Here is a 24,917-nt window from a genome sequence, read left to right on the forward strand (position 1 = left end):
CCACCCGGACGCCCCGCCGCACCGGACCACCCGGACGCCCCGCCGCGCTGGATCACGCCGGCCCGAGCAGTGCCGCCAGGTTGCGGGCCTCCGCGAGCAGCTTGGTGCCGCCCTTGCGGGCGGCGGTGCGGGTCACCGCGTCGATCGGGCCGCGGGCGCCGCTGCGGCGGGCGCAGTCGACGGCGACGGCGACCAGGTCGGCGGCCCCGCGCGGGGGGCTGCCGTCGAGCAGGACGGGGAGCAGCGGGGCCAGCACGCTCCAGGCGAGGCGGGGTGCGGGGTCGGCGAGTTCGGCGAGCGTCGCGGCGAGCCGGTTGGGTTTGACCGCGCCGAGGGCGAGGAGTTCGTGCACCTCCGCGGCCAGCGCCGCCGGGTCGAGCTGCCGCTGGGCGGCGAGCGAGAGCAGGGCGTCGACGGTGGCGGAGCGGTCCTCGGCGTGGCCGGCGCCGAGGCCGTAGGCGAGGGCCTGGTGGACGGCGAAGCCGCAGGGCCCCTCGGCTTCGGCGAGCAGCGGCAGCAGCTGGGGGTGGCCGCGTTCGGGGGTGTCGGCGGCGGACTGGGCGAGCTGGCCGGTGATCCGCAGTGCCAGTTCCTCGCGGTGGTGCGGGAGCAGCGCGGTCCAGCGGGAGTCGGGCGCGGAGTCCTCCACGGCGGAGCGGAGCTGGAAGTCCCGGGACGGGCCGAGCAGCGCCCGGACGGCCTCGGGCGGGCCGGCCGTCGGTTCGACGCCGGGGACGTCCAGGGCGGGTACCGCGAGGAGTTCCAGTGCGGGTCCGGCCGGTTCGGGCTGCTCGGCGTAGCGGCGGAACTCGGCGCACCAGACGCCGGTGGTCCAGGTGCCGGACGGCACCGGGGCTGAGGTGCGCCGGGGCAGTCCGCCGCCGCGCAGCCAGGCCGCCAGCTGCCGTCCGGCGGGCGAGGTGAGCGCCCGGGTGTCCTCGGTGCCGTCGCCGGCCGCGCGCAGCAGGGCCAGCGCGAAGTCCACCGGCCCGGGCCGGACGCCCAGTTCCTGGTAGCGGGCCAGCCGGGCCACCAGTTCCCGGGCGTCCAGGGCGCCGTTGCGCCAGGTCGGGGTGGAGAGCAGGAACGGGACGGGGTCGGCGGCGAGCCGCCAGGCGGTCTCGTGCAGGCGGGCGGCGAGGAACTCGCCGACCGGGCCGCGGAACTCCCAGGAGCTGAACATCCGGCCCCGCCGGGACTGCAGGGCCCGCAGGACGCGCGGCCGGGGGACGGCGCCGGTGGCGGTGCCGGCCAGCACGCCGAGGGTGCGCCACTCGTCCGCGGGCAGGACGGGGGCGAGCGCGGCGGCCAGCGCGTCCCGGTCGGCCCAGACCTGGCGGGCCAGGCCGTCCAGGACGCGTTCGAAGGACACACTCTCCTCGGGGGCGGCCAGCGCGGCGGCCAGTTCCTCGGCGAGCTCGGCGGGGGTGGCGAGCGGCGCGGGCACCGGGACCCGCCGGGGCGGCTCGGGCAGCCGGTCGGCGTCCTGCGCGGCGGCGGCCGGCGGCACGTCGACGCCCAGCAGTTCGGCGGCCGTCCGGGCGTGCGCGGGGTCGAGCAGCAGGGCCGCCGCCCGCAGTTCGGTCAGCAACTCGCCTTCCTCCGAGGCGACATGACGCTTCAGCAGTTTCAGTGCCTGTCCCTGCAGCTGCCGGTCCGGGTGTCCGAGGCAGTCGGCGGCGGCCCGCAGCGCGAGCTCCGCCCGGCCGTCCGCGGCGACCCGTTCCAGCCAGCCCAGTTGGGCCCGCACCAGCTTCTTCTCGGGGCGGGCCAGCAGCACCCCGGACGCCTCCGCGACCTCCTCGGCCGTCAGCCGGCCCGCGCCGTCCAGGGCGGCCAGCGCCTCCTGGGCGTACCCGGCGACGGTCGAGGGGCCGTCCAGCAGGGCCAGCAGGGCCCGCCGGTTGTCGGCGAGCTCGTCCGGGCCGGGGGCCAGCGCGCGCAGCGCCTCCAGGTAGGTGCGCAGTTCGCCGGGGGCGCCGCCGCGCACCAGCCGGGCGAAGCCGCGGCCGAGCAGGGCGGTGCGGTCGACGGTGCCCTCGGCGGCGAGCCGGGCCAGCACGGCGGGCCAGCGCTGGGCGGGGTCCCCGGCGCTCCAGGGGCCGGACAGGTGCGCGGCGGTGTCGGCGTCGAAGACCAGCGGGGCGAGGACGGGCGCGAAGGCGTCGGCGCTCAGCCGGGCGTACAGGTCGGGGCCGGGCGGGAGCAGCCGCAGCCACGGGCGGGGTTCGGGGCGGCCGCGGTCGCGCATCCACCCGGCGACGAAGTCGGGTTCGGCGGGCGGCGGGGTGTCGCTGCGGCGCAGCAGGTGCTCGGCGATCTCGTAGGGGACGGTGCTGCCCCAGCCGGTGCGGTCGGCGGGGCGGCGGGCCAGCCGGAGGGCGACCTCGCGCTGCCAGGGGGCGGGCCGGTCGTCCAGCAGGGCGACCAGCGGGGGCTGGGCCCAGTACCGGACGTCGAACTCGCGGCCGCCGATCCAGTCGGCGGCGCCGGAGGGGGCGGTGTGGCAGACCGCTCCGGCGACCAGCAGCGCGGTGGTGGCGCCGCCGCGGGAGTGGCTGCTGTCGCGCAGCTCGCGGCGCAGCCGCCTGAGCCGGGGCAGCGCGGCCCGGCGCCGGGCGTCCGGCAGCGCCGTGACCAGGGCGGCGACGTCGGCGAACCGCGCCTCCCGGACCGCCGCCGCCAGCTCCTCCGCGAAGTCGGCGGGCTCGGCGGGCACTGCGGGCACTGCGGGCACTGCGGACGCCACGGGCGCTGCGGGCGTTGCAAGCGCTGCGGACTCGACGGGTTCGGTGCTCACCGCTGCTCCTCCCCCGCGGTGATCCGCACCGCGAGCACGTGGCTGCACGGTCCGCGGCCGCCGCGGTGGCGGGCCCACCAGCGGCAGGTGCAGCCGAGCGCGGTGCCGTCGGCGCCGACCCGGACGTGGTGGGCGTGGTCGCCGACGGTGACCACCCGGACGTCGCCGGAGACCGGGCCGACGGCGTCGGCGGCGAGCAGGGCGCGGGCGGTGCGCAGCCGGGGGTTGCGGTCCTCGGCCCGGCCGTCCTGGTAGGGCAGTCGGCGGTGGAAGTGGGCGGCGTCGGCGAGGTCGTAGCCGAGTTGGCCGGCGGTGGCGAGGTGGGCGAGGGCGGTGCGGACCTGTCCGGGGGTCAGGCCGGAGTCCTCGGCGAGGTCGGCGGGGTCGATCCGGGGTTCCCAGGCGAGCAGCGCGGCCAGGGTGTCGACGTGCCCGGCGGGGGCGTCCTGGGCGAGGACGTCGAGCAGGCCGCCCTCGCCGGAGAAGCCGCGGGAGCTGTCGGGCGACAGGGTGAGGGTGATCCGGCCGCCGGGGAGGGCGAGTTCCCAGGCGGAGGCGGTGGGTCCGGCGGGGGTGCCGGGCGGGGCGTAGACGCGCAGGGCGGTGGCGTGGCGCAGCATCGGGCGCAGGGCGGTGAGGCGTTCGGGGCCGGGCAGGCAGACCGCGCCGGGGCCGGGGCGGGAGGTGGGGCGCAGGCCGGTCCCGGCCGGGACGACCCAGCGGACGGCGCCGCGGCCGACGGTGGGCAGGGTGCGCAGGAAGCGGACGGCTTCGGCGGCGGGGAGCTGGGCGCGCAGGTCGAAGCGGGCGGTGAGCACCTGGGTCTCGGCGAAGCCCTTGAGCCAGCGGTCGGGCAGCGGGACCTTGCGTTCGACCAGGGTGTCGGGGCCGACGGCGACGGCGAGTTCCCCGGCGCCGACGGCGAGTTCGAGGCGCTGGCCGGGGGTGCGGAGCCGGAGCGCCTCGCGCAGCGGGGCGTTGACGTCGACGTTGGTGGTGCCGTGGCCGGTGGCGGCGCCGTCGAGCCCTTCGGGCAGGACGTCGAGCCGGGCGTGCACGCCGCCGCAGCCGGAGAAGGACTCGAAGCGCAGCCGGTCGCCGTCGGCGGTGACCACGGGGTCGAGCGAGGCGGCGCCGACGGGGCGGTGGTAGCGGGCGGCGGCCACGTCGGCGACGGCGAGCAGGGCGGCCGCGGCGGCGTCGGGGTGGCGCAGCGCGCCGTCGAAGAACCGGGGGTGGTCGGCCTCGCCGTGCGGGGTGGCGCCGCCGCTGGTGGCGAGGTCCAGCCGGCGGGGGCGGAGCGCGGAGGGCTGCAGGTAGCGCAGGGCGTGAACGGCCGTGGTCATGGTCGGAACGCTAACCGCCGCCGCCGACACGGCCGGCGTCCCGGACCGGCCCGCACACCCTGCCCGCGCACCCGCCTGCACATCTGCCCGCGCACCCGCCCGCGCACCCGCCCGCGACCGGCACGTGACCGGCACGTGACCGGCACCACAGACTCCGGCCACTGCAACGTGTTCTAGCATGATCCGGGTGACCGCCCCCGCCGCCCCGACGCCCGATCCCGCCGCGGAACTGCACTCCTTCGCCGAACTGCTCGGCATCGAGCAGCTGGAGGAGAACCTGTTCCGGGGCCACTGCCACGCGGGCGCGCCGCTGCGCGCGTTCGGCGGCCAGGTCGCGGCGCAGGCGCTCACCGCGGCCGGCCGCACGGTGGAGCCGGCCCGCCGGGTGCACAGCCTGCACGGCTACTTCCTGCGGCCGGGCGACCCGCGCCGCCCGATCGTCTACCAGGTGGACCGGGCCCGGGACGGCGGCTCGTACGCGACCCGGCGGGTGACGGCGGTCCAGCGCGGCGAGGTGATCTTCACCATGTCGGCGTCGTTCAAGCGCCCGGAGGCGGCGGGCGACCGGCAGCGCACCATGCCGCCGGTGCCGGGCCCGGAGGAGCTGCCGGACCCGTACCTGGCCTGGCAGCGGGACGCCCCGGAGGAGTACGCGGGCGCGACGGTCTTCCGGGCCCTGCGGATGCGCTTCGTCCCGGCCGGGGCGCCCGGCCTGCCGCCGGAACTGCCGGGCGTCCCGCAGCAGTTCGTCTGGCTGCGGACCGGCAGCCCGCTGCCGGGGGACGATCCGCTGCTGCAGGTCTGCGCGTTGACGTACCTGTCCGACCTGACGCTGGCCTCGACCACGGCGCTGCACCTGCAGCCGCACCGGGTGCACCGGGTCGAGGAGCCCCGGGTGGCGCTGGCCTCGCTGGACCACGCGATGTGGTTCCACCGCCCGTTCCGCGCCGACGAGTGGCTGCTGTTCGCGCAGCGCAGCCCGTCCGCGTCGGACGGCCGGGGCCTGGCGATGGGTGAGTTCTACGACCGGGACGGGGTGCTGGTGGCCTCCGCCGTCCAGGAGACCCTGCTGCGCGAACTGCGCCCGCGCCCCGCGCGCTGAACCCGCCCGCTGAACCCGCGCGCCGGTCCCCCGCCACCGTCATCCACCGGTGACCCGTTGCGTCATACCGCCGCGGGGGGCCGCCCCGTATCATGGTTCGGGTGACCAAGGTTGACCTGTCACCTCGTCCGGTGGAGGCGATGTCCCCCCGTCAGCTCGAACGCCGCGGCTCCCTCCTGTCCGCCGCCCTGGCCCTGGTGACCGAGATCGGCGTGGAGCGGCTCCAGATGAAACAGGTGTCGGAGCGTTCGGGCGTGGCCCTCGGGACCGCCTACCGGTACTTCTCGTCGAAGGACCACCTGCTCGCCGCCGCGATAGCGGACTGGCACCGGCTGCTGCTCGCCGACCTGGTCGGCGAGGCGGGGGCGGGGCGCAGTGCCTCGCCGACCGAGCGGGCGGTGCGGTTCGTGCGGCGGGGGATGCGGGCGTACCAGCGGCAGCCGGAGCTGGCCCGGTTGCGGGTGGCGGTGGCGACGTCGACGGACCCGTTCGCCAGTGAGGCGCTGCAGGGCCTGGCCCGGGCGGACCGGGCGGCGCTGGGGGCGGTGATCCCGGAGGTCCCGCCGGCCTCCGGGGAGCTGGTGCGGCACATGGTGGGGCACGCCTGGCAGGGCGAGTTGACGGCCTGGGTGACCGGGCGGACCACGCTGGACGACGCCCGCACCCGGCTGGAGGAGATGGTCCGGCTGGTGCTGACGCCGTACGAGCCGCCGCCGCTGCCGGCCTGAGCCGCCGTCCGCGGCACCGCGGCGCCCCGGCGTGCCGCGCCGGCCCGCGGGCCCCGCTGTGGACATAGTGCCTGATATGTCCACCTCTGCTGAGCCCCCGACGGACCGTCAGCCCACCGCGCCGGACGCCGGCGCCTTCCCGCTGGACCGGGTGGTGTTCGGGGTCGGCGCGGCCGCCGTGCTGGCGGTGGTGGCCTGGGGGGTGTTCGCGGAGGACTCGCTGGGCCGGGCCTCGGACCGCGCGCTGGCCTGGGTGCTGCACAACTTCGGCTGGCTGTTCGTGGTCGCCGCGGACGTGTTCCTGCTGCTCGCGGTGGTGCTGGCGGTCAGCCGGTTCGGCCGGATCCCGCTGGGCCGGGACGGCGAGGAGCCGGAGTTCTCCACGCTGGCCTGGGTGGCGATGATGTTCTCCGCGGGCATGGGCATCGGCCTGCTGTTCTACGGCGTCGGCGAGCCGCTGCAGCTGTACGCGCAGCCGCAGCCGGGCTCCGGCGTCGAGGCGCAGACCCCGGCGGCGGCGCAGCGGGCGCTGGAGTTCTCGCTGTTCCACTGGACGCTGCACCCGTGGGCGATCTACGCGGTGGGCGGCCTGGCGCTGGCGTACACCACCTTCCGCAAGGGCCGGGGCAACCGGATGTCGGCGGCGTTCGTGCCGCTGATCGGCGAGCGCGGGGCGAACGGCTGGAAGGGGCGGCTGATCGACCTGCTCTCGGTGTTCGCCACCGTGTTCGGCTCGGCGACCAGCCTGGGCCTGGGCGCGATCCAGGTGGCGGGCGGCCTGGGCTACGTCACGGACATCCGGGCCACCGAGGGCGTCGAGCTGGTGGTGATCGCGGCGCTGGGCAGCGCGTTCGTGCTGTCGGCGATGTCGGGCGTGCACCGGGGCGTGAAGTGGCTGTCGACCACCAGCGTGGTGCTGGCCTGCGTGCTGATGCTGTTCGTGTTCCTGGTCGGCCCGACGGTCTTCGTGCTGGACGCGCTGCCCTCGACGGTCGGCGGCTACCTGTCCGACCTGGCGGTGCTGGCCACCCAGACCGGGGCGTTCACCGACGAGGACTGGCTGGGCTCCTGGACGATCTTCTACTGGGCGTGGTGGCTGTCCTGGGCGCCGTTCGTCGGGACCTTCATCGCCCGGATCTCCCGGGGCCGGACGGTCCGTCAGTTCCTGGTCGGCGTGCTGCTGGTGCCCAGCGGGGCGACCGCGGTGTGGTTCGTGGTGATGGGCAGCTCGGCGATCCGGCTGCAGTCCACCGGCGCGGCCGACCTGGTCGCCACCATCCCGCGCGGCGCGGACGCCGGGCTGTTCGAGATGCTGGAGGCGCTGCCGCTGGGCGCGGTGACCAGCGTGGTGGCGGTGCTGCTGGTGATGCTGTACTTCATCACCTCCGCCGACTCGGCCTCCCTGGTGCTGGGTTCGCTGTCCTCCGGCGGCGCCCTGCACCCGCGCACCTGGCTGGTGGTGGTGTGGGGCGTGCTGATGGCGGGCGTGGCCGCCGCGCTGCTGCTGGCGGGCGGGCTGACGGCGCTGCAGAACGCCACCATCCTGGTGGCGCTGCCGTTCGTGCTGGTCATGCTGGGGCTCTGCCTGGCCCTGGTGCGCGAGCTGCGCACCGACCCGGCGGCGGGCGCCCCGCGGTTCCGTCCGGTGCACGGCCTGCGCGACGCGGTCGGCGCGAGCGTCGGCGAGGAATACCCCGAGCGGTCTCGCCCGCAGGAGTGAACCCGCCCCGGGGCCGCCGCCCCCGCCGCGCCCCGGCGCCCCGTGCGGCGCCTGGCCGCGGTGCCAACTCCCGGACCTTTACCAAGAGTTCGTAATGGCCACCACCGCCCGTCGGCGGTGGCACCCTGGTCCGCGTCGGACCCGGACCGGACGCCGGGCGCGGACGGCCGTCATCCGCCCGCGCCCGCCGCCGACCCTCCGGAGGTCCTTTCTCCCTCCGTCCCGAAAGCCGAAGCACCACCCGATGCCCCGCTCCCCGCGCCCGCTCTGCGTCCGCCTCGACCGCGCGCTGCGCCGCCGCCTGGCCGCCGCCACCCTCGCCGCCTGCCTGCTGGGCGGGCTGCTGCCCGGCACCGCGGGGGCGGTCCGGCACTGCCGGACCGGGCTGCCGCCCGGCGTGACGGTGCCGATGCTGATGCTGGTCGCGGCGATGTTCATCGGCGGGTTCGAGACCCGGGCGGCGGACGTCGGCCGGGCCCTGCTGCGGCCCGGCCTGCTGCTGGCGGGGCTGGGCGTGGCGCTGCTGCTGCGCACCCTGGTGCTGCTCGGCGCCGAACGGGCCGCCGCGGGCTGCTGGCCGGACGGCCGGGAGGCCCGCTGGCTGGTGGTCGGGCTGGCGCTGACGGCCGCCATGCCGGTCGCGGGGGCCGCCCAGACCTGGGGGGCCCGGGCCGGCGGCGACGCCCCGCTGGGCCTGGGCCTGGTGCTCGGCACCACCCTGCTCAGCCCGCTCACCACCCCGCTCGAACTCGCCCTCGCCGAGGGCCCGGAGGGCGACGGCCCCGGCCGCGTCCTGGACGCCCTGGCCCGCTCGGACGCCACCTGCCGCTTCATGGTGCTGTGGGTCGTCCTGCCGTGCGTGGCCGGGCTGCTGGCCCGCCGCGCCACCCGCCGGGCGCTGCGCGGCCGGCTGCGGGCCGCCCTGCTGCCCCGGCTGCGGCTGGCCGGGCTGCTCAACGCGCTCGCCCTGACCTACCTGAACGCGGCCGGGGTGGCCCGGCAGATCGCCCTGCGCCCCGAACCCCGGCTGGTCGCGGCCGCGGCGGCCTGCGGGGTGCTGGTCTGCGCCGGGCCGTTCCTGGCCGCCTGGCTGGCCGTCCACCGCTCCCGCACCGCCCCGGCGGCCCGCACCACGCTCACCCTCGCCTCCGGCCTGAACAACACCAGCGCGGCGGCCGGGCTGGCCGGCGCCCAGTTCGGCGGGCACCCGGCCGTCCTGCTGCCGATCTTCTTCTACGGGGCGGCCCAGCAGGTGCTGGCCGCCCTGCTGCCCGGGCTGCTGCGCGCCTTCCCGATCAGCCGTTCGACCTGCGCGGATGCGGGAGCGGCGGTTCCGACGCCGAGAGCCCTTCCAGACTTCACCCGCGTTTCGTGACCGCGTAACACCCCGCTGCCAGGCTCGGCACCATGAACGCCCGCACCGTCCCGTCGGCCCAGGATCCGCGCTTCCCGCTGCCCCGCCGCCACCGCCGCCTGCTCGCCTGCGCCGCCGTCGCGGCCTCCGTCGCCCTGGGCTCGCTCGGCGTCGGCGCCACCGTGGAGACCGTCCGGCACCAGGACCCGACCACGCAGGCGGCCCCGGCCGGGCGCTGAGCCGAACGGGTGGTGGACCCCGGACGGCCGTCCGATACTGGGGCTGACCGGCCCGAAGGGAGTCCCGCCATGGAGACCGGCACCGTCAAGTGGTTCAACCCCGACCACGGCTACGGCTACATCACCCCCGACACCGGCGGCCCGGACGTCGCCGTCTACTACGACTCGGTCCTCGCCGACACCGACGCCCACCGCTACCTCCACCAGGGCCAGCGCGTCCGCTACGACGAGAAACTCGAAGAGTTCCGCCCCGTGGCCGAACACGTCACCCCGCTCACCCCCTGACCCGGACGCCCCTCACACCACCTGCCGATCCCTCCCCCGCCCCGCCGCCGGGCAGGAGTGACGCCCTCCCCACCAGCCACACCCACCTACCTCCCCCTTCACATCACACCACCTGCCGGTCCCGCCCCCGCCCCGCCGCCGGAACGGTCGCCGGGCGGGAGTGGCGGCCGGTGCCCGTCGGGGGTTCGGGTTCGGCGCGCGGGGCGTAGCGGGCGGCGGGGGCGAGCAGCAGCCAGGTGCGGCCGGCCGGGGCGGCCAGGCCCATGCGGTGGAGCAGGTCGAGCGCGTCGCGGCGGAAGGCGGCGAGGTCGGCGAGGTAGCCCGCGTCCCAGCCGGCGCTCATCCCGTAGTCGTCGGTGATGTCGCCGAGGGTGCCGTCGATCAGCGCGTCGGGGACCAGGACGGCGGGCGGGGCGTTCTCTGCGGCGGCCGGGCGGAGGTCCTCGACCAGGCGTTCGGCGAGCAGCAGGGCGGCCTGGGCGAGGGTGCCGGGGCCGGGGAGGGCGAGGTCGGTGAGTTCGTCGGCGGGGTCGAACAGGGCGACGCCCTCGGCCCGGATCTCGGCGGTGAGGCCGAGGAAGTCGGCGAACCGTTCCGTCTCGGCGGGGGCGGCGGCCAGCAGGTGGGCGCGTTCGGCGGGGGCGAGGTCGTCGTAGCGGACGACGGGGGTCTCGGCGAGCAGCCGGCGGACGGCGACCTGCGGTCCGGCGGCGGGCAGCGGAGGTGCGGTGAGCAGGTCGGCGGCGAGTTCGGCGGGCAGCCGCCACTCGTCGAGCAGGGCGCGGACGGGGGCGGGGGCGGGGCCGCCGGCCAGGGCGCGGGCGAGGGCGGCGTACCCGGCGGGGTCGAGGCCGGCCAGCGGGCGGCCGGGCAGCGGGGCCTTGTGCAGGCGGGCGTGGGCGGGGCCGAGGGTGAGGCGGTAGCCGAGCAGGGTGTGGAAGTGTTCGGCGAGCGGTTCGGCGTGACGCCGGATCAGGGCGAGTGCGGCGCCGTGCGGCCCGTCGGCGGTGACCAGCGGGTGGGCCATCAGCAGCCGGGCGGCGGTGCGCAGTTCGGTGGTGGCGGCGGGGTCGCCGGTGGCGGCGGGGCGTTCGGGTTTGCGGTGCCGGCCGCCGCCGGTGGGGCGGGTGCCGGCCTGGGCGGGTGCTTCGCGGCGTATCCGGCGGTAGCCGAGGGGGCGGAACAGCGGGGAGGTGCTGTGGTGGACGGTGGGGCCGTGCCACCAGCTGGTGCCGGGTGCGGGTTCGGCCTGCTGGGGTGCGCCGCCGAGGTGCCGGGCCCCGTAGGCGCCGAACACCCGGCTGGCCAGCAGGTCGGCCTCGGCGGGTTCGGCGGCGGCGAACCGGGCGGCCAACTCCTGGGCGGCGGCGGCCGGTTCGGCTGCTGACGGCCCGTCCGGCCGGCGGACCGGCCGGGTCTGCGGGCGGCCGTCCTCGGGTGTGCCGGGGCGTGCCTGGGTGGCGAGCCGTCCTGCCCCGCCCGCGCGCCGCGTCCCCGTCCCGCCGGCCGCCGCGGCGGCGCCGGCGGCTGCTTCGTGCCGCTCCATGTCGGTGCCAAGCCTAGACGCCGGACCGACCGCTACGCGCCGGTAACAACCTCTTCCGCTGGTCGCCGCCGTCCCCTAGGGTTCCGGACATGCCACACCTGCCCGATGTCGTGCTCTGGTCGATACCGGCCTTCGTGCTGCTCACCGTCCTGGAGGTCGTCTCGTACCGGTTCCATCCGGACGAGGACGAGCAGGGCTACGCCGTGAAGGACACCGCGACGAGCCTGACCATGGGTCTGGGCTCGCTGCTGTTCGACGCGGGCTGGAAGATCCCGATCGTGGCGATCTACTCGTACCTCTACGAGTTGACGCCGCTGCGGGTGCCGGTGCTGTGGTGGACGGTGCCGCTGATGCTGCTCGCCCAGGACTTCTTCTACTACTGGTCGCACCGCGGCCACCACGTGATCCGGGTCCTGTGGGCCTGCCACGTGGTGCACCACTCCAGCCGGCACTACAACCTGTCGACCGCGCTGCGCCAGCCCTGGACCTCGGCCACCAGCTGGGTGTTCTTCGTGCCGATGGTGCTGGCGGGCGTGCACCCGGCGGCGCTGGCGTTCTGCTCCTCGGCGAACCTGGTGTACCAGTTCTGGATCCACACCGAGCGGATCGGCCGGCTCCCCCGCCCGGTCGAGTACGTCTTCAACACCCCCTCGCACCACCGGGTGCACCACGCCTCGCAGGGCGGCTACCTGGACCGCAACTTCGGCGGCATCCTGATCGTCTTCGACCGGCTGTTCGGCTCCTTCGCGGCGGAGGCCGAGCGCCCGGTGTACGGCCTGACCAAGAACATCGGCACCTTCAACCCGCTGCGGGTCGCCACCCACGAGTACGCCTCGATCGCCCGGGACGTCCGCGCCGCGACGTCCTGGGGCGACCGGCTGCGCCACCTGGCCAAGGGCCCGGGCTGGCAGCCCGCGCCGCGTACCGAGCCCACCGCCCCCGCCGCCGGACCGGAGAGTGCCGCCGCATGACCCCCGCCCGCACCCCGCGCACCGCGCGGGCCCTGCTGACCGCCTTCGCCGCCGTCTCGGTGGCGCACCTGCTGGCGATCGCCGTCCACCTGCCGCCCCTGCAGTACGCCACCAAGCCGCTGCTGATGCCGCTGCTGGCGGCCTGGGTGTGGGCGGCCGCGCGGCCCGGCACGCCGCGGCTGCTGGTGCCGGCGCTGCTGTTCGGCGCGGGCGGCGACATCCTGCTGGAGGTCGGCGGGACGGTGGCGTTCCTGGCCGGGATGGGCTCGTTCGCGGCCGGCCACGCCTGCTACGTGACGATGTTCGTCAAGCTGAGCACCGCCGCCGACCGCCGCCGGACCTCGCTGGTGGCGGGCTGCTACGCGGCGCTCTGGGCGGTGCTGGTCTTCCGGCTCTGGCCGGACCTGGACGCCGGGATGCGGATCCCGGTCGCGCTCTACAGCCTGCTGCTGACCGCCACCGCGGCGACCGCCGCCCGGATCAACCGGTGGGCCGGGCTGGGCGGGGCGCTGTTCCTGCTCTCCGACACCCTGATCGCCACCGACCTGGCGGGCTGGCGGCACCTGCCCGCGCACAGCTTCCTGATCATGCTGACGTACATCGCCGGCCAGTACCTGCTGACCGTCGGGACGCTGCGCCGCGCCGCCGCCTGAACGCGCGGGAAGGGCGGCACCCGTGACGGGTGCCGCCCTTCCTGCTGCCGCCGACCGCGGGGGACGCGCGGCCGGCCGGGTACGGCGGGCGCGTACCGGGGGCCGGCTCAGGAGGCCCGGCCGGAGGCCGCGCCGCGGCGGCGCAGCAGCCAGAACCCGCCGATGCCGGCGGCGACCAGCCCGGCGCCGACGGCCAGCCGGGTGCCGTCCACGCCGACCGAGCCGCCCAGGCCGGTCTCCACCCCGCCGTGCGGGAGCCGGGCGCCCTCCCAGACGCCGGCCCCGGCGGCCGCGCCGCTGCTGGCGGTGGAGGCGGCCGCGATGGCGACCGCGCCGACGAAGCCGTCGCCGTTGGGGCACTTGCCGTCGATGCCCCAGGACGAGTCGGTGGTGGTGCGCTTGGCGGCGGCCGCGGCCATCTCCTGCTCGGAGATGACGGTGGCGCTGCCCGAGTACTTGCCGTCGGGGCCGACGCGGAGCGTGGTGGACCCGCCGGCGAAGGCCAGCGAGGTCGCGGTGACGGTCTTCTCCGTGCTGCTCGCGCACGTGACACTGACCGCGACCGACTGACCGGGCTGGGCCTGCGCGGGAGAGACCCAGGCGGGTTCGCTGCCCTTCGCGGACGCGGGGGCGGTGCCGGCCAGGCCGAGCAGGACGGTGGTGCCGAGCAGTGCGGCGGCGGCGGTGCGCGTCGGGCGCATGCCGTACCTCCAGGGGGTCGGGGTGGGGGCAGCGGACGGGTGACCGGTCCGCTACTCCTGGTTGCCGCCCACGCTAGGCAGTGCCGCCCGGCCCGGCGAACCCGTACGGCCGTTCGAGGCCGCCCGGGCCGGTCGGCGCGGCAGGCGCTCCGGGCCCGAACGACCTCGTGCCTGACGCGGCACTCGTGGGCGGCTACTCGTTGCGGGCGGTCTCCGGCCCGGTGATCCGGCGCAGCAGCGGCAGGGTCGCGCCGATGACCGCCAGTGCGGCGGTGAGCCCGGCGGCGACCGTCAGGTAGTAGGCCGCGCCGAGGGCGTGCAGCGTGTACTTGAGCTGCGAGCGCAGGAACAGGTCGGCGGCCAGCAGTCCGACGCCGATCGCCACCGCCGAGACCGCCAGCAGCGGGACGGCGGACTCCATCAGCACCACCCGGCGCAGCATCGACAGCGGCACCCCGGTCAGCCGCAGCAGGCTGAACGGCCGCTTGCGCTCGCCGAGCGCGGCGGCGGCGCTGACCGCCAGGCTGCAGCCCGCGATCGGGAAGGTCGCCAGGATCACCACGTTCGCCAGCTGCTGGTAGCCCTTCAGCTCGCTGCCGGACAGCTTCATCCCCTCCGCCAGGGTCAGCGCCTGCCGGGTCGCCGGGTAGGCGGCGTCCACCATGGTGCGGGCCCGCTCGACGGCGGCCTGCGAGCCGTCGGTGCCGACCACCACCTTCACCACCGGGAGCGCCGCGGCCTGCTCGGCGGTGTACGGGGCGGCGGGCCACGCGACGGCGGAGTAGTCGCGGAAGCCGGCCCAGACGTACGCCACGTACGCGGTCGCCGCGCCGGGCGCGCAGTGGCCGAAGACCTGGACGGCCTCCAGTTGCCGGCAGTCCACCGTCTGGGCGGCCTCGGTCTCCCCGCCGGCGTCGATCGGCACCACCTTGCCGATCGGGTGCACCGGCAGCACGCCGCGCACGCCCGGGACCGCGAGCAGGGCGTCGAGCAGTTCGGGCGGCACGGGCCGGCCGGTGCTCTTGACCTGCCCGTCCGGGGTGTAGCCGCCGCCGAGGTCGTTGACCAGCACGTTGTCGTACTGCCGGCCGCCCTCGGGGCGTCCGCGTTCGGCGGTCATCGTGGTGATGATCCCGACCGTCGCGGTCATCACCAGCAGGGCCAGCACCAGGCCGCTGACGGCGCGGAACCCGGCGGTCGGGTTGTCGGCGAGCCGGCGCACCGCGAGCAGGGTGGCCGGGCGCTGGGTGCGCCGGGCCAGCAGGGCGGCCACCTGTCCGGTCAGCCAGGGGCCGGAGAGCACCAGGCCCAGCATGATCAGGCCGAACGCGGAGAGGTAGCCGCGGGTCTGGCCCTCGACCGAGGACGGGTGCCAGACCAGGAAGGCCGCCAGTTCGACCAGTCCGGCCAGCAGCGGCAGCACCCGCCAGGGGCGGGGCGGCTTCGGGGTGACCCGGCGGCTGACCCCGAGCGGGGAGATCCGCACCCGGCGCAGCGCGATCCGGGCGGCCGCGGCCGCGGCCAGCGGGACGCCCAGGGCGACGGCGGCGACCTGCAGCGGCGTCAGGGTGAGGTCGGAGGTGAAGAACCGGTCGCCGGTCAGCGACATCCCGGCGACCTGGCCGCGCACCGCGAGGAAGGGCAGGAAGCCGAGCAGCATGCCGACGGCGGCCGCGGCGGTGGCCTCGACGGCGGAGACCACCGAGACCTGCCGGGGCGTCGCGCCGACCAGCCGCATCGCGGCGAAGCGGCGTTCGCGCTGGGTGGCGGTCAGCCGGGTCGCGGTGCCGATCAGGATCAGCACCGGGAAGACCAGCGCGCCGGTGGCGACGGTGAGGATCAGCGCGGTGCCGTTGGACTTGATGCCGACCACGCAGTCGTCGCACCGGTCGGGCGAGGTGGCGGCGATCCGGTCGACCAGGGCGGCGTCCGGGAGTTCGCGCAGCGCCTGCGGGGTCCGGCCGACCAGGGCGACCAGGCTGTCGGGGGCGGGCAGCGCGTCCTTGCCGAGGATGCCGATCCGGTGGCCGCCGAAGCGGTCGCCGAGCTGTTCGGAGGGCGTGGCGTCGACCAGCCGGGCCAGGGCGGGCGACAGGTAGTACTCGCCGTCGGCGGGCATCCGGTCCACGCCGGGCGCGAGCGCGGCGGCGGTGCCGGTGAGGGCGACGTCGACCCGGCCGATCTCCCGGCCCTGGAAGGTGTCGCGCCGGGTCAGCCACCACATCGGGGCCTTCCCGTCCGCGCCCGCCCCCGCCGCCGCCTCCCGATCGGTGGCGGGGGAACCGGCGGCGGTCCGGCCGTCGGCCGTGAAGCCGGTGTTGAACCAGGCGTAGCGGTCGTTCTGGGCGTGCACGGCGTTGACGGCCGCGAGGGTGGTGAGCAGCAGTCCGACGCCGATGGCGACGGCGGCGGCGGTGACCAGCAGGCGCAGCAGTGCTTCGCGGCCGCCGCTGACGGCGAGGCGCAGGCCGAGGCGGATCATCCGGCGGCCCGTCCGCTCAGCGAGGTGGCGCGGCCGTCGCGGACGATGGCCTCGCGGTCGGCGTAGGCGGCGATCCGGGCCTCGTGGGTGACCAGGACGACGGTGGTGCCCTGGGCGCGCGCGGAGTCGACCAGCAGGTCCATCACGTGTTCGCCGGTGAGCGAGTCGAGCGCGCCGGTGGGTTCGTCGGCGAACAGCACGCGCGGCTCGGCGACCAGGCCGCGGGCCAGCGCGACGCGCTGGGCCTGGCCGCCGGAGAGCTCGCCGGAGCGGCGGCCCTCCAGCCCGTCCAGGCCGAGCCTGGGGAACCAGCCGCGGGCCCGGGCCAGGGCGTCGGCGCGCTTGGCGCCGCCGAGCAGCAGCGGCAGGGCGACGTTCTCCTCGGCGGTCAACTCCGGTACCAGCTGGCCGAACTGGAAGACGAAGCCGAAGCTGTCGCGGCGCAGCGCGCTGCGCTCCTGCTCGCCGAGGCCGTCGATCCGGCGGCCGTCGAAGTGGATCTCGCCGCCGTCGGGGGCGAGGATGCCGGCCAGGCAGTGCAGCAGGGTGGACTTGCCGGAGCCGGAGGGGCCCATCACGGCGAGGATCTCGCCGGGGTCGACGGCGAGGTCGGCGCCGCGCAGGGCCGGGGTCTCGCCGAAGGAGAGGGTGACGGCGCGGGCTTCGATCAGGGGTGCGGTCATCGGGAGTTCACCTCTGCGGCGAGGGCGTCGAGTCGGGCGGCGGTCAGGTCGATCCAGCGCAGGTCGGACTCCAGGTGGAACAGGCCGTGGTCGGCGAGCAGGGCGTCGACCAGGCTGCCGGAGCGCTTGACCTCGGTGAGTTCGCGCATCCGCCGCAGGTGGGCGGCGCGCTGGGTGTCGAGGTAGTGCTCGGCGTCGCGGCCGAGCATCAGGGCGAGCACGACCTTGCTGAACAGCACGGTCTGCAGGTGGGGTTCGGCGGCGACCGGTTCGCGCAGCCAGTCCTCGAACTCGGTGGCCCCCGCTTCGGTGATCACGTACCGCTTGCGGTCCGGCCCGTCGCCGGCCTCGGGGTCGCCGACCACCACCTTCCCGTCCCGGGCCAGGCGCCCGAGGGTCGCGTAGACCTGTCCGAAGGGCAGCGGCTTCCCGCGCCCGAAGAAGGCGTCGTAGTCGCGCTTGAGGTCGTAGCCGTGGCTGGGCTCGCGTTCGAGGAGCCCGAGCAGGGTGAGGGGAACGCTCATGATCGGATCGTACGCCGGGCGTACACTCCACGTCTATACACTCGGAGAATACTCGGGCAGAAAAGCCCCTGACCTGCGAATTCTCCAGGGGGGTAGGGCGGGCCGCCGGGTGGCCCGCCCCTGACGGGACCTCAGAGGTCGAGGTCGACCACCACCGGGGCGTGGTCCGAGGTGCCCTTGCCCTTGCGGGCCTCGCGGTCGACGTAGGTGTCGGTGACGGCGTCCGCGAAGGGCTTGTTGGCGTACGTCAGGTCGATCCGCATGCCGCGGTTCTTCGGGAAGGCCAGCGCCCGGTAGTCCCAGAAGGTGTAGGGGCGGTCGTACTTGAGGGCGCGCGGGACGACGTCCTGCAGGCCGGCCTCCTGGAGCGCGGCGAGGGTGTCGCGCTCGGGGGCGGTGACGTGGGTGAGGCCCTCGAAGGCGGCGAGGTCGTAGACGTCCTCGTCGGTGGGGGCGACGTTGAAGTCGCCGAGCACCGCGAACGGGCGCTCCCCCGCCGCGTCCTGCCGGACGGCGTCGCGCAGCGCGGCCATCCACTCCAGCTTGTAGCGGTAGTGCGCGTGGCCGACCTCGCGGCCGTTGGGCACGTACACCGACCAGACCCGGACCGGGCCGCAGGTCGCGGCGACGGCGCGCGGCTCGACCACCGGCAGCAGCGCGTCCTCGGCGAGGTAGCCGGGCTGGCCGGGCAGGTCGCGGACCACGTCCTCCAGGCCGATCCTCGACAGCAGGGCCACGCCGTTCCACCGGCCGTCGCCGTGTGCGGCGGAGGCATAACCCAGCTCGGCGACCGCCTCGGCGGGGAACGCGTCGGCGGCGCACTTGAGCTCCTGCAGGCACAGCACGTCCGGCTGGGCGGACTCCAGCCACTCCAGCAGCTTGGGCAGCCGGGCGGTGACGGAGTTGATGTTCCAGGTGGCGATGCGGACGGTCACGGCGGCCTTCCCTCGGCGGTGCGGACGGACGGGGCCCCGGCGCGGGCCGGGCACCCCGTCCGAACATACCGTCCGGCGCCGACAGCGCCCGGCAGCTGACGGCGGCTCAGTCTCAGCGGGCGGGGACGACCACCCCGGCCGCTCCGCCGCCGCGCCGGACCGGTTCGGCGGCCGCCAGCCAGCGGCCGTCCGGGAGCCGCTCGACGCCGGTGGCCGCGCCGATCTCCGGGGTCGCGGTGAAGACGTGGCCGAGCGCCCGGAGCCGCGCCGCCTCGGGCGAGGCCAGGAAGGCGGGTTCGGCCTGGGTGGCGGCGGTGTTGCGCTGGCTGGCCCGGGGCGCGGCGATGGCCTGTTCCAGCGTCAGGCCCCGGTCGACCCGGCCGGTCAGCACCTGCAGCACGGTGGTGATGATGGTGGCGCCGCCGGGCGAGCCGAGCGCCAGGTAGGGCCGGCCGTCCTTGAGCACGATCGTCGGCGAGATCGAGGAGCGCGGCCGCTTCGCCGGGCCGGGCAGGTTCGGGTCGGGGACGCCGGGGGTGAGCGGCGCGAAGTCGAAGTCGGTGAGCTCGTTGTTGAGCAGGAAGCCGCGGCCGGGGACGGTGATGCCGCTGCCGCCGGTCTGCTCGATGGTCAGCGTGTAGGCGACCACGTTGCCCCAGCGGTCGGCGACGGTCAGGTGGGTGGTGCTCTGCCCCTCGTACGGCTCGGCGACGGCCGGGCCCGCGGCGGCGCAGGGCGCCGGGTGGTACGGGTCGCCGGGGGCGAGCGGGCTGGTCAGCGCGCGGTCCGGGTCGACCAGGCAGGCCCGGGCCTTCGCGTAGGCGGGGTCGAGCAATTGGCGGGTCGGCACCTGGACGGCGCTCGGGTCGCCGACCCAGCGGTTGCGGTCGGCGAAGGCGATCCGGCTGGCCTCCAGGTACTGGTGGTCGTAGGCGGCCGGGTCGGTGAGCCCCGCGGCGCCGTTGGCGGCCAGGACGTTCAGCGCCTCGCCGACGGTGGTCCCGCCGGAGGAGGACGGCGCGATGCCGTACACGTCCAGGCCGCGGTAGTTCACGTGGGTCGGGTCCTGGGCGCGGACCCGGTAGGCGGCCAGGTCGGCGGCGTCGACCTTCCCCGGGCGGGCGGTGCGGCCGGAGGCCGGGTCGACCGGCGGGTGCTGGAGGGTGCGGACGATGTCGGCGCCGATCGGGCCCCGGTACAGCGCGTCGGTGCCGCGGCGGCCCAGCTCCCGGTAGGTGGCGGCCAGATCGGGGTTGCGCAGGGTCGAGCCGACGGCGGGCAGTTGGCCGTTCGGCAGGAACAGCGCGCGGGTGGCCGGGAAGTCCTGGAACCGGGCCCGGTTGGCGGCGGTCTGGTCCTGGAAGGTCTGGTCGACGGTGAAGCCGCGGTCGGCGATCCGCTCGGCCGGCTTGAGCACGTCCGCCAGGCTGCGGCTGCCCCAGCGGCGCAGCGCCTGCTCCCAGGTCGCGGCGGTGCCGGGCACGCCGACGGACAGGCCGCTGGTGACGGCGTCGTCGAAGGCCAGCGGCTTGCCGCCCTCCAGGAACAGCGAGCTGTCCGCGCCGCGCGAGGCGGTCTCCCGCCCGTCCAGGGTCTCGACCCGGCCGGTGCGGGCGTCGTAGTGGACGAAGTACCCGCCGCCGCCGATGCCCGCCGAATAGGGCTCGGTGACGCCCAGCGCGGCGGCGGTGGCCACCGCGGCGTCCACCGCGTTGCCGCCGCGCCGCAGCACCTCCAGCCCGGCGGCGGTCGCGTCGGCGTCCACGCTGGCCACCGCCCCGCCCCACCCGGTGGCCACCGGCTGCTTGCCCGGCGGAGCCTGCCCGGCCTGCGCGGGCGCGGTACCCGCCAGCAGGCCCGCGGCGGTGACGAGCGCGAAGGCGGGGACGAAACGGGCGAGCACTCCCATGTGCGACCTCCCGGGGGACGGCATCGGTCCCCCGTTGTCCCACACCCGCCGCGCACCGGACAACCCGCTGTTCGGCCAACCGGAGCCGTTTCACCCAGAGTTGACACCACGTCAACACGACCCCGGCCGGACGGAGCGCAGCGAAAGGGGCGACCTGTGGAAGCAACGGAGTCCGGGCGGCCACCAGGCGGACCGCCACCGCCGGAGGCCACCGGGCCGGAGACAGGAGCCGACCCGGCGGCCTCCGGCGGCGCGAGAGCGAGCAGGAAGCCCACAGAGCCCCGCGCAGCGGCAAAGCCCCGCCCAGCGGGCACAGCACCGCGCAGCGGCAAAACCCCGCCCAGCGGACACAGCACCGCGCAGCGGCAAAACCCCGCCCAGCGGACACAGCACCGCGCAGCGGCAAAGCCCCGCCCAGCGGGCACAGCACCGCGCAGCGGCAAAGCCCCGCCCAGCGGGCACAGCACCGCGCAGCGGGCGGGGTGCCATGGCCCCGTGGCCGCTGTGGCGGCGGGGGCGGCCGGGGCGCGGCCGGGGTCAGGGGGTGACGCGGTGGCGTTTGACGGTGCGGAAGCGGCGGGCGACCTGGCGGGCCAGGTCGGCGGCGCCGACCAGGCCGGCCTCGTTGCCGAGGGCGGCGTGCACGATCTCGGCCTCGGGGCGGAAGCCGCGGCCGGTGAGGGTGCGGCGGAAGGCGTCGCGGGCGGGGGCGAGCAGCAGGTCGCCGGCCTCGCTGACGCCGCCGCCGACGACGAAGCGGCCGGGGTCGAGCGCGGCGGCCAGGTTGGCGATGCCGACGCCGAGCCAGCGGCCGACCTCGTAGAGGAGTTCGACGGCGACGGCGTCGCCGTCCCGGGCGGCCTCGGTGACCAGCGGGCCGGTGATGCCCAGCGGGGTGCCGCCGGCCCGGGCGAGCAGCGGCTGGACGACCGGGGACTCCTCGGCGGCGAGTTCGCGGGCCTCGCGGACCAGCGCGTTGCCGGAGGAGTACTGCTCCCAGCAGCCGCGGTTGCCGCACGGGCAGCGGTGGCCGCCGGGCACCACCTGCATGTGGCCGAACTCGCCCGCCAGGCCGTGCTTGCCCCGGTCGACCCGGCCGTCGCGGACCACGGCGCCGCCGATCCCGGTGCCGAGGGTGATCATCACCATGTGGTCCTCGTCCCGGCCGGCGCCGAAGCGCCACTCGGCCCAGGCGGCGGCGTTGGCGTCGTTCTCCACCACCACCGGGAAGCGCAGCCGGGAGCTGAGCGCCTGCTGCAGGGGCTCGCCGCGCCAGTTCAGGTGCGGGGCGAACAGCACGGTGGAGCGCTCGGCGTCGACCCAGCCGGCCGCGCCGACGCCGACCGCGTGCACGTCGTGCTTGTCGGCGAGTTGGAGGACCAGGTCGACGATGACGTCCTCGACCACCTTGGGGCTCTTGCTCTTGTCGGGGGTCTCGGTGCGCAGCCGGTCCACGACGTTGCCCTCGCCGTCGACGACGCCCGCGACCACTTTGGTGCCGCCGATGTCCACGCCGACGGTGGGGAGCCGGAGCAACCCGGCGGGCAGGGTGCGGCGGCGGCGTTCGGCGCGGGGGCCGAGGCCCAGCAGGTTGGGCAGGACGGGGCGGGCGGGGCCGTTGGCGCGGGTCACGGAACGAATGCTCCTTGATTGGGTAAAGGTTGCGGTCCGGTGGCGGAGGGCTGTGGACGAACTGGCAGACTGAGCGCAGAACGCACAGCGGATTCTCACGAAAACGTGATGTTCCTCTCAGGTTTTCGCGAGTGTCGACAGCAACTGATCGCGTGTATGACGCAGTCTGACAAGTGTGATGCGTGAACCGGGGGACCGTGCCCCGGACGGCCGGACGACCCGATTCGAGAGACCCCGATGCAGCTGACAGGCACCCCGTTCCTCCTCCTCACGATCGTGCTGGTGCCGATCTCGATCACGGTGGCCCTGCTGCTGTGGGGCCGGGTGCGGGGTCCGCGGCCCGTCCAGGCGCTGTCCAGGATCGTGATGCTGCTCTTCTGCCAGCTCACCGCCGTCATGATGGTCTTCGTCATGGTCAACAACGCCAACCTGATCTACGGCAGCTGGGACGACCTGCTGGGCACCGGCAACCACGTCCGCGCGGTGCCGAACGTGCAGGCGCAGGCCGACGGCGGGGCGGCGGGCACGCCGGGCAACGACGCCCAGCGGCCCAAGGTGATCCAGCAGTTCAAGCCGGTCGGCGACCCGAAGGTGCCGAACGACGTGCAGACCACCGACCTCAAGGGCCAGGTGTCCGGCGTGGACGGCGAGGTGCTGGTCTGGCTGCCGCCGCAGTACAACGACCCGGCGTACAAGGACAAGACCTTCCCGGTGGTGGAGCTGCTGCCGGGCTGGCCGGGCTCCTCGAAGACCTGGTTCGGCACCCTGAAGGTCTCCGAGCAGCTGAAGCCGATGATGCAGAGCGGGCAGGTCTCCCCGTTCATCCTGATCTCGCCGCGCACCAACCTGCTGGGCGACAACACCGACACCGGCTGCGCGGACGTCCCCGGCAAGGTCAACGCGGACACCTGGCTGTCGCGGGACGTGCCGCAGATGGTGCTGGACAACTTCCGCGTCGACCCGGCCGCCGACCGCTGGGCGGTGGCCGGCTACTCGGCGGGCGCGCACTGCGCGGCCAAGCTCGCCCTGGAGCACCCGGACCGCTACCGGGCCGGGGTCAGCCTGTCCGGGTACAACGACCCGGGCATCGAGGACAAGTCGCTGACCGCCAAGGACCCGCACCTGCGCGAGGTCTCCAACCCGCTGAACATCCTGAAGTCCGCCAAGACCCCGCCGAAGACCGCGCTGTACGTCAGCGGCAACAAGGGCGACGGCCTGGAGGCGGGCGAGGCGCTGAAGGCGGCCGCCAAGGCCCCGACCACGGTGACCGTGCAGGAGACCACCGGCGCGCACAGCAGCGACGTCTGGAAGCCGATGGTCCCGGGCGTGTTCACCTGGCTGACCTCGGTCATCCCGGCCGCCGGGCACTGACCGCGGACGCGACGAGGGGGGTGCGGGCCCGGAAGCCCGCACCCCCCTCGTCGTGTCCTGACGGGCGGTCAGGACTTCGGCAGCGTGTTGACGTAGCCGGTGCCCGCGGCGTAGAAGCCGTCGACGGTCTTCTGCACGTCGGCCTGCGAGACGGCCTGGTCGGCCTTGTAGTAGAACCAGTTGACCTTCATGTCCCAGCTGCGCTGCCCGGCGATCGAGGGCATCAGGTCGATGAACCAGTTGCTGAAGTGGATGTCCATCTTCTCGCGCGGCACGTACTTGCCGGTGCTGGTGAACAGGTCCTTGCCGTCCAGCGAGTAGGTGACCTTGCCGTCCATCGCGGTGATCATCATCAGGTGCCAGCCGCCGAGGTTCTTCTTCAGCGCGTGGGTGACCCGGTCCGGCGGGTCGGACTTGAACCAGCTGGTGGTGTCCAGCTGCGGGCCCACCGAGCCCCAGCCGCCGTTGGGCATGTACTCGTAGTCGAGTTCGCTGTAGTTCGCCGAGGAGTCCTCGGGGGAGATCGGGAAGAAGGTCTGCACGACGTGGTCGCCGGTGCGGCCGGCGGCGGGCTTGTCGGCGAGGTAGACCCGGGCCGCGAAGGTGCCGTTGAGCAGGTTGGCGCCGGTGCTGTGCACCTCGACCTGCTTGGTGCCCTGCTTGGTGCCGTCGGTGGACGAGCTCAGCTTGAGCACCCGGCCGCCCTGGGCGTCGGCGTCCTCGGGGAAGGCGGCGCCGGTGGTGGACCAGCTGTCCTTGATGCCCGGGCCGCCCGCGCCGTCCCGGACCGCCCAGCCGTGGGCGGCCAGTTCGGGGTCGTCGGCGCCGGTGTAGTGGAAGGTGTCGAACATCGTGCCGGGCGGGCCGGTCGGCGTCGGGGACGGCGACGCGGCGGCGCCGGAGGCGGACTTCCCGTCCGCGGCGGCCCGGGAGCCGCCGGGGGCCGGGCTGCTGGAGCAGGCGGCAAGCACGCACACCAGGGCCGGCAGCGCGAGCACCCTCCACGCGCGGGAACGGGGGACGCGGCGGGGCTGGCTCACACGGGCTCCTTGGGCGTGGCGGCGGGCCGGTGGCGGAACGTCCGGGGCGCCCGCTGCGCGGGGGGCCGGACGACCGATCGTACGAAGCGGTCATCTTAACGGGGGGCGCAAGGGCGCCTCCCCGGGCGGGGGCCCGGTCCTGACGGACATGAGCCAAGGTCACCGCTCCGTACACGCTTGTGCACGGCGCCAGTGCAACGGTCATCTCGATCCGATTACAACACCGCGTCAGATCGCACCAAACCGGGACATCGGTTCCCATTCCGTTCGGACCGGTGGACTAGCGTTCGGCCTACGCTCCCGCGTCCCCCGTAACCCTGCACTGAAAGGGGCCCCGCAAGGTGCGCCCTGCCACGACTCCTCCCCCCGGACCCGGACCGGCGTACCCGGCGGAGCCCGCCGTGCCCGACGACCGGTTCGAGAGGTACCGGGACTTCCTGGAGCCCCACGGCCCCCGGGAGTTCGAGGAGTTCGAGGACCCCGAGGACTTCGGGGAACCGCCGCCCGAGCCGGTGTTCGTCGACCAGTCCGGCCTGCGCGGCCGGCTGCTGCGCGGACTGGGCTGGCCGGTCTCGCTGGTGGGCGCGGTGCTGGCGGTCGCCATGGGCGGCAGCCTGATCGGCATGCAGGCCGACGCCCCGCCGCTGGTGATCCCCCCGCAGCCCGCCCAGTCGCCGGCCGCGCAGGCCCCGGTGTCGCCCTCCCCCGCCGCGTCGCCGACGGCCGCCGAGTCGCCCTCGCCCTCGGCGACCTCCTCCCGGACGGCCGTGCGCCCCAGCGGCACCCCGTCGAAACCGGCCGGCACCAAGGCCACCGGCACCAGGACCACCGGCGCGAAGTCCACCGCCGGGCAGCCCGGGTCGACGCCGACCGGCACGTCGCCCAAGCAGCCCTGA

The 24,917-nt window shown here is 75.8% G+C and carries 21 protein-coding genes; 10 read left to right on the plus strand and 11 right to left on the minus strand.

The features are described 5' to 3' along the window. Nucleotides 1-52: 52 nt before the first annotated feature. Both IH44_RS42855 and IH44_RS0116685 read right to left on the minus strand, forming a co-directional pair. Entirely contained in the window at nucleotides 53-2,728 is a 2,676-nt protein-coding gene (locus IH44_RS42855) for a DUF6493 family protein (protein WP_232794966.1), read from the minus strand. Nucleotides 2,729-2,796: 68 nt separating this feature from the next. Beyond that, the gene (locus IH44_RS0116685) at nucleotides 2,797-4,146 is read right to left on the minus strand and encodes an SWIM zinc finger family protein (RefSeq protein WP_030460360.1); all 1,350 of its coding nucleotides are present in this window, start codon (nucleotides 4,144-4,146) and stop codon (nucleotides 2,797-2,799) included. A 178-nt stretch (nucleotides 4,147-4,324) separates the two neighbouring features. Here IH44_RS0116685 and IH44_RS0116690 point away from each other — a divergent pair, with 178 nt between their 5' ends. The 6 genes from IH44_RS0116690 to IH44_RS0116715 all read left to right on the plus strand — a co-directional run bounded on the left by IH44_RS0116690 (nucleotide 4,325) and on the right by IH44_RS0116715 (nucleotide 9,574). After that, a complete protein-coding gene (locus IH44_RS0116690) occupies nucleotides 4,325-5,248 on the plus strand; it encodes an acyl-CoA thioesterase II (protein ID WP_030460361.1) in 924 nt (307 codons plus the stop codon). A gap of 101 nt (nucleotides 5,249-5,349) precedes the next feature. Further along, a complete protein-coding gene (locus IH44_RS0116695) occupies nucleotides 5,350-5,976 on the plus strand; it encodes a TetR/AcrR family transcriptional regulator (protein WP_030460362.1) in 627 nt (208 codons plus the stop codon). A 76-nt stretch (nucleotides 5,977-6,052) separates the two neighbouring features. Continuing rightward, on the plus strand, nucleotides 6,053-7,696 hold the full coding sequence (locus IH44_RS0116700) for a BCCT family transporter (protein WP_030460363.1): 1,644 nt from the start codon (nucleotides 6,053-6,055) through the stop codon (nucleotides 7,694-7,696). Nucleotides 7,697-7,940: 244 nt separating this feature from the next. Beyond that, nucleotides 7,941-9,071 (plus strand): bile acid:sodium symporter, encoded by a 1,131-nt coding sequence (locus IH44_RS0116705; RefSeq protein WP_051816979.1) that lies wholly within the window; start codon nucleotides 7,941-7,943, stop codon nucleotides 9,069-9,071. A gap of 32 nt (nucleotides 9,072-9,103) precedes the next feature. Then, complete coding sequence (locus IH44_RS0116710) at nucleotides 9,104-9,289, plus strand: hypothetical protein (protein ID WP_030460365.1); 186 nt, start codon at nucleotides 9,104-9,106, stop codon at nucleotides 9,287-9,289. 69 nt (nucleotides 9,290-9,358) lie between these two features. Next, nucleotides 9,359-9,574, plus strand: coding sequence for a cold-shock protein (locus tag IH44_RS0116715; protein WP_030460366.1), 216 nt, complete (start codon nucleotides 9,359-9,361; stop codon nucleotides 9,572-9,574). A 103-nt stretch (nucleotides 9,575-9,677) separates the two neighbouring features. Here IH44_RS0116715 and IH44_RS45440 read toward each other — a convergent pair whose 3' ends face one another. Continuing rightward, on the minus strand, nucleotides 9,678-11,120 hold the full coding sequence (locus IH44_RS45440; RefSeq protein WP_051816980.1) for a DUF2398 family protein: 1,443 nt from the start codon (nucleotides 11,118-11,120) through the stop codon (nucleotides 9,678-9,680). A gap of 89 nt (nucleotides 11,121-11,209) precedes the next feature. Between IH44_RS45440 and IH44_RS0116725 the strand changes: the two genes are divergently transcribed. Both IH44_RS0116725 and IH44_RS0116730 read left to right on the plus strand, forming a co-directional pair. Further along, on the plus strand, nucleotides 11,210-12,091 hold the full coding sequence (locus tag IH44_RS0116725; RefSeq protein ID WP_030460368.1) for a sterol desaturase family protein: 882 nt from the start codon (nucleotides 11,210-11,212) through the stop codon (nucleotides 12,089-12,091). Then, nucleotides 12,088-12,744, plus strand: coding sequence for a lysoplasmalogenase (locus IH44_RS0116730; RefSeq protein ID WP_051816981.1), 657 nt, complete (start codon nucleotides 12,088-12,090; stop codon nucleotides 12,742-12,744). The genes IH44_RS0116725 and IH44_RS0116730 overlap by 4 nt, the downstream gene beginning before the upstream one ends. A 107-nt stretch (nucleotides 12,745-12,851) precedes the next feature. Here IH44_RS0116730 and IH44_RS0116735 read toward each other — a convergent pair whose 3' ends face one another. From IH44_RS0116735 to IH44_RS0116765, 7 genes are all read right to left on the minus strand, one after another. Continuing rightward, on the minus strand, nucleotides 12,852-13,445 hold the full coding sequence (locus IH44_RS0116735) for a hypothetical protein (RefSeq protein WP_030460370.1): 594 nt from the start codon (nucleotides 13,443-13,445) through the stop codon (nucleotides 12,852-12,854). A gap of 193 nt (nucleotides 13,446-13,638) precedes the next feature. Then, entirely contained in the window at nucleotides 13,639-15,927 is a 2,289-nt protein-coding gene (locus IH44_RS0116740) for an ABC transporter permease (protein ID WP_030460371.1), read from the minus strand. After that, on the minus strand, nucleotides 15,924-16,610 hold the full coding sequence (locus IH44_RS0116745) for an ABC transporter ATP-binding protein (protein ID WP_030460372.1): 687 nt from the start codon (nucleotides 16,608-16,610) through the stop codon (nucleotides 15,924-15,926). Before IH44_RS0116745 ends, IH44_RS0116740 begins: the two co-directional genes overlap by 4 nt. Next, complete coding sequence (locus tag IH44_RS0116750) at nucleotides 16,607-17,134, minus strand: PadR family transcriptional regulator (protein ID WP_030460373.1); 528 nt, start codon at nucleotides 17,132-17,134, stop codon at nucleotides 16,607-16,609. Before IH44_RS0116750 ends, IH44_RS0116745 begins: the two co-directional genes overlap by 4 nt. A 131-nt stretch (nucleotides 17,135-17,265) precedes the next feature. Beyond that, nucleotides 17,266-18,069 carry an exodeoxyribonuclease III gene (locus tag IH44_RS0116755; protein WP_030460374.1) on the minus strand — a complete coding sequence of 268 codons (804 nt, stop codon included), beginning with the start codon at nucleotides 18,067-18,069 and terminating at the stop codon, nucleotides 17,266-17,268. A gap of 112 nt (nucleotides 18,070-18,181) precedes the next feature. Beyond that, nucleotides 18,182-19,978, minus strand: coding sequence for a gamma-glutamyltransferase (gene ggt / locus IH44_RS0116760; protein WP_030460375.1), 1,797 nt, complete (start codon nucleotides 19,976-19,978; stop codon nucleotides 18,182-18,184). A 537-nt stretch (nucleotides 19,979-20,515) separates the two neighbouring features. After that, entirely contained in the window at nucleotides 20,516-21,610 is a 1,095-nt protein-coding gene (locus IH44_RS0116765) for an ROK family glucokinase (RefSeq protein WP_030460376.1), read from the minus strand. 237 nt (nucleotides 21,611-21,847) lie between these two features. Here IH44_RS0116765 and IH44_RS0116770 point away from each other — a divergent pair, with 237 nt between their 5' ends. Next, entirely contained in the window at nucleotides 21,848-22,981 is a 1,134-nt protein-coding gene (locus tag IH44_RS0116770) for an esterase family protein (protein ID WP_035955357.1), read from the plus strand. Between the two features lie 68 nt (nucleotides 22,982-23,049). Here IH44_RS0116770 and IH44_RS0116775 read toward each other — a convergent pair whose 3' ends face one another. Continuing rightward, on the minus strand, nucleotides 23,050-24,021 hold the full coding sequence (locus IH44_RS0116775; RefSeq protein WP_157852348.1) for a glycoside hydrolase family 16 protein: 972 nt from the start codon (nucleotides 24,019-24,021) through the stop codon (nucleotides 23,050-23,052). A gap of 401 nt (nucleotides 24,022-24,422) precedes the next feature. Between IH44_RS0116775 and IH44_RS0116780 the strand changes: the two genes are divergently transcribed. Then, on the plus strand, nucleotides 24,423-24,917 hold the full coding sequence (locus tag IH44_RS0116780) for a hypothetical protein (RefSeq protein ID WP_030460379.1): 495 nt from the start codon (nucleotides 24,423-24,425) through the stop codon (nucleotides 24,915-24,917).

Origin of the sequence: Kitasatospora sp. NRRL B-11411, from assembly GCF_000721345.1 — a bacterium.
GTDB lineage: Bacteria > Actinomycetota > Actinomycetes > Streptomycetales > Streptomycetaceae > Kitasatospora > Kitasatospora cineracea.

Coding starts and splice junctions, on each gene's coding strand:
- IH44_RS0116730 (WP_051816981.1), top strand. CDS start 12,088: ATGACCCCCGCCCGCACCCCGCGCACCGCGCGGGCCCTGCTGACCGCC.
- IH44_RS0116725 (WP_030460368.1), top strand. CDS start 11,210: ATGCCACACCTGCCCGATGTCGTGCTCTGGTCGATACCGGCCTTCGTG.
- IH44_RS0116750 (WP_030460373.1), bottom strand. CDS start 17,134: ATGAGCGTTCCCCTCACCCTGCTCGGGCTCCTCGAACGCGAGCCCAGC.
- IH44_RS0116770 (WP_035955357.1), top strand. CDS start 21,848: ATGCAGCTGACAGGCACCCCGTTCCTCCTCCTCACGATCGTGCTGGTG.
- ggt (WP_030460375.1), bottom strand. CDS start 19,978: ATGGGAGTGCTCGCCCGTTTCGTCCCCGCCTTCGCGCTCGTCACCGCC.
- IH44_RS0116735 (WP_030460370.1), bottom strand. CDS start 13,445: ATGCGCCCGACGCGCACCGCCGCCGCCGCACTGCTCGGCACCACCGTC.
- IH44_RS0116690 (WP_030460361.1), top strand. CDS start 4,325: ATGATCCGGGTGACCGCCCCCGCCGCCCCGACGCCCGATCCCGCCGCG.
- IH44_RS0116700 (WP_030460363.1), top strand. CDS start 6,053: ATGTCCACCTCTGCTGAGCCCCCGACGGACCGTCAGCCCACCGCGCCG.
- IH44_RS0116740 (WP_030460371.1), bottom strand. CDS start 15,927: ATGATCCGCCTCGGCCTGCGCCTCGCCGTCAGCGGCGGCCGCGAAGCA.
- IH44_RS0116745 (WP_030460372.1), bottom strand. CDS start 16,610: ATGACCGCACCCCTGATCGAAGCCCGCGCCGTCACCCTCTCCTTCGGC.
- IH44_RS0116715 (WP_030460366.1), top strand. CDS start 9,359: ATGGAGACCGGCACCGTCAAGTGGTTCAACCCCGACCACGGCTACGGC.
- IH44_RS0116710 (WP_030460365.1), top strand. CDS start 9,104: ATGAACGCCCGCACCGTCCCGTCGGCCCAGGATCCGCGCTTCCCGCTG.
- IH44_RS45440 (WP_051816980.1), bottom strand. CDS start 11,120: ATGGAGCGGCACGAAGCAGCCGCCGGCGCCGCCGCGGCGGCCGGCGGG.
- IH44_RS0116705 (WP_051816979.1), top strand. CDS start 7,941: ATGCCCCGCTCCCCGCGCCCGCTCTGCGTCCGCCTCGACCGCGCGCTG.
- IH44_RS0116685 (WP_030460360.1), bottom strand. CDS start 4,146: ATGACCACGGCCGTTCACGCCCTGCGCTACCTGCAGCCCTCCGCGCTC.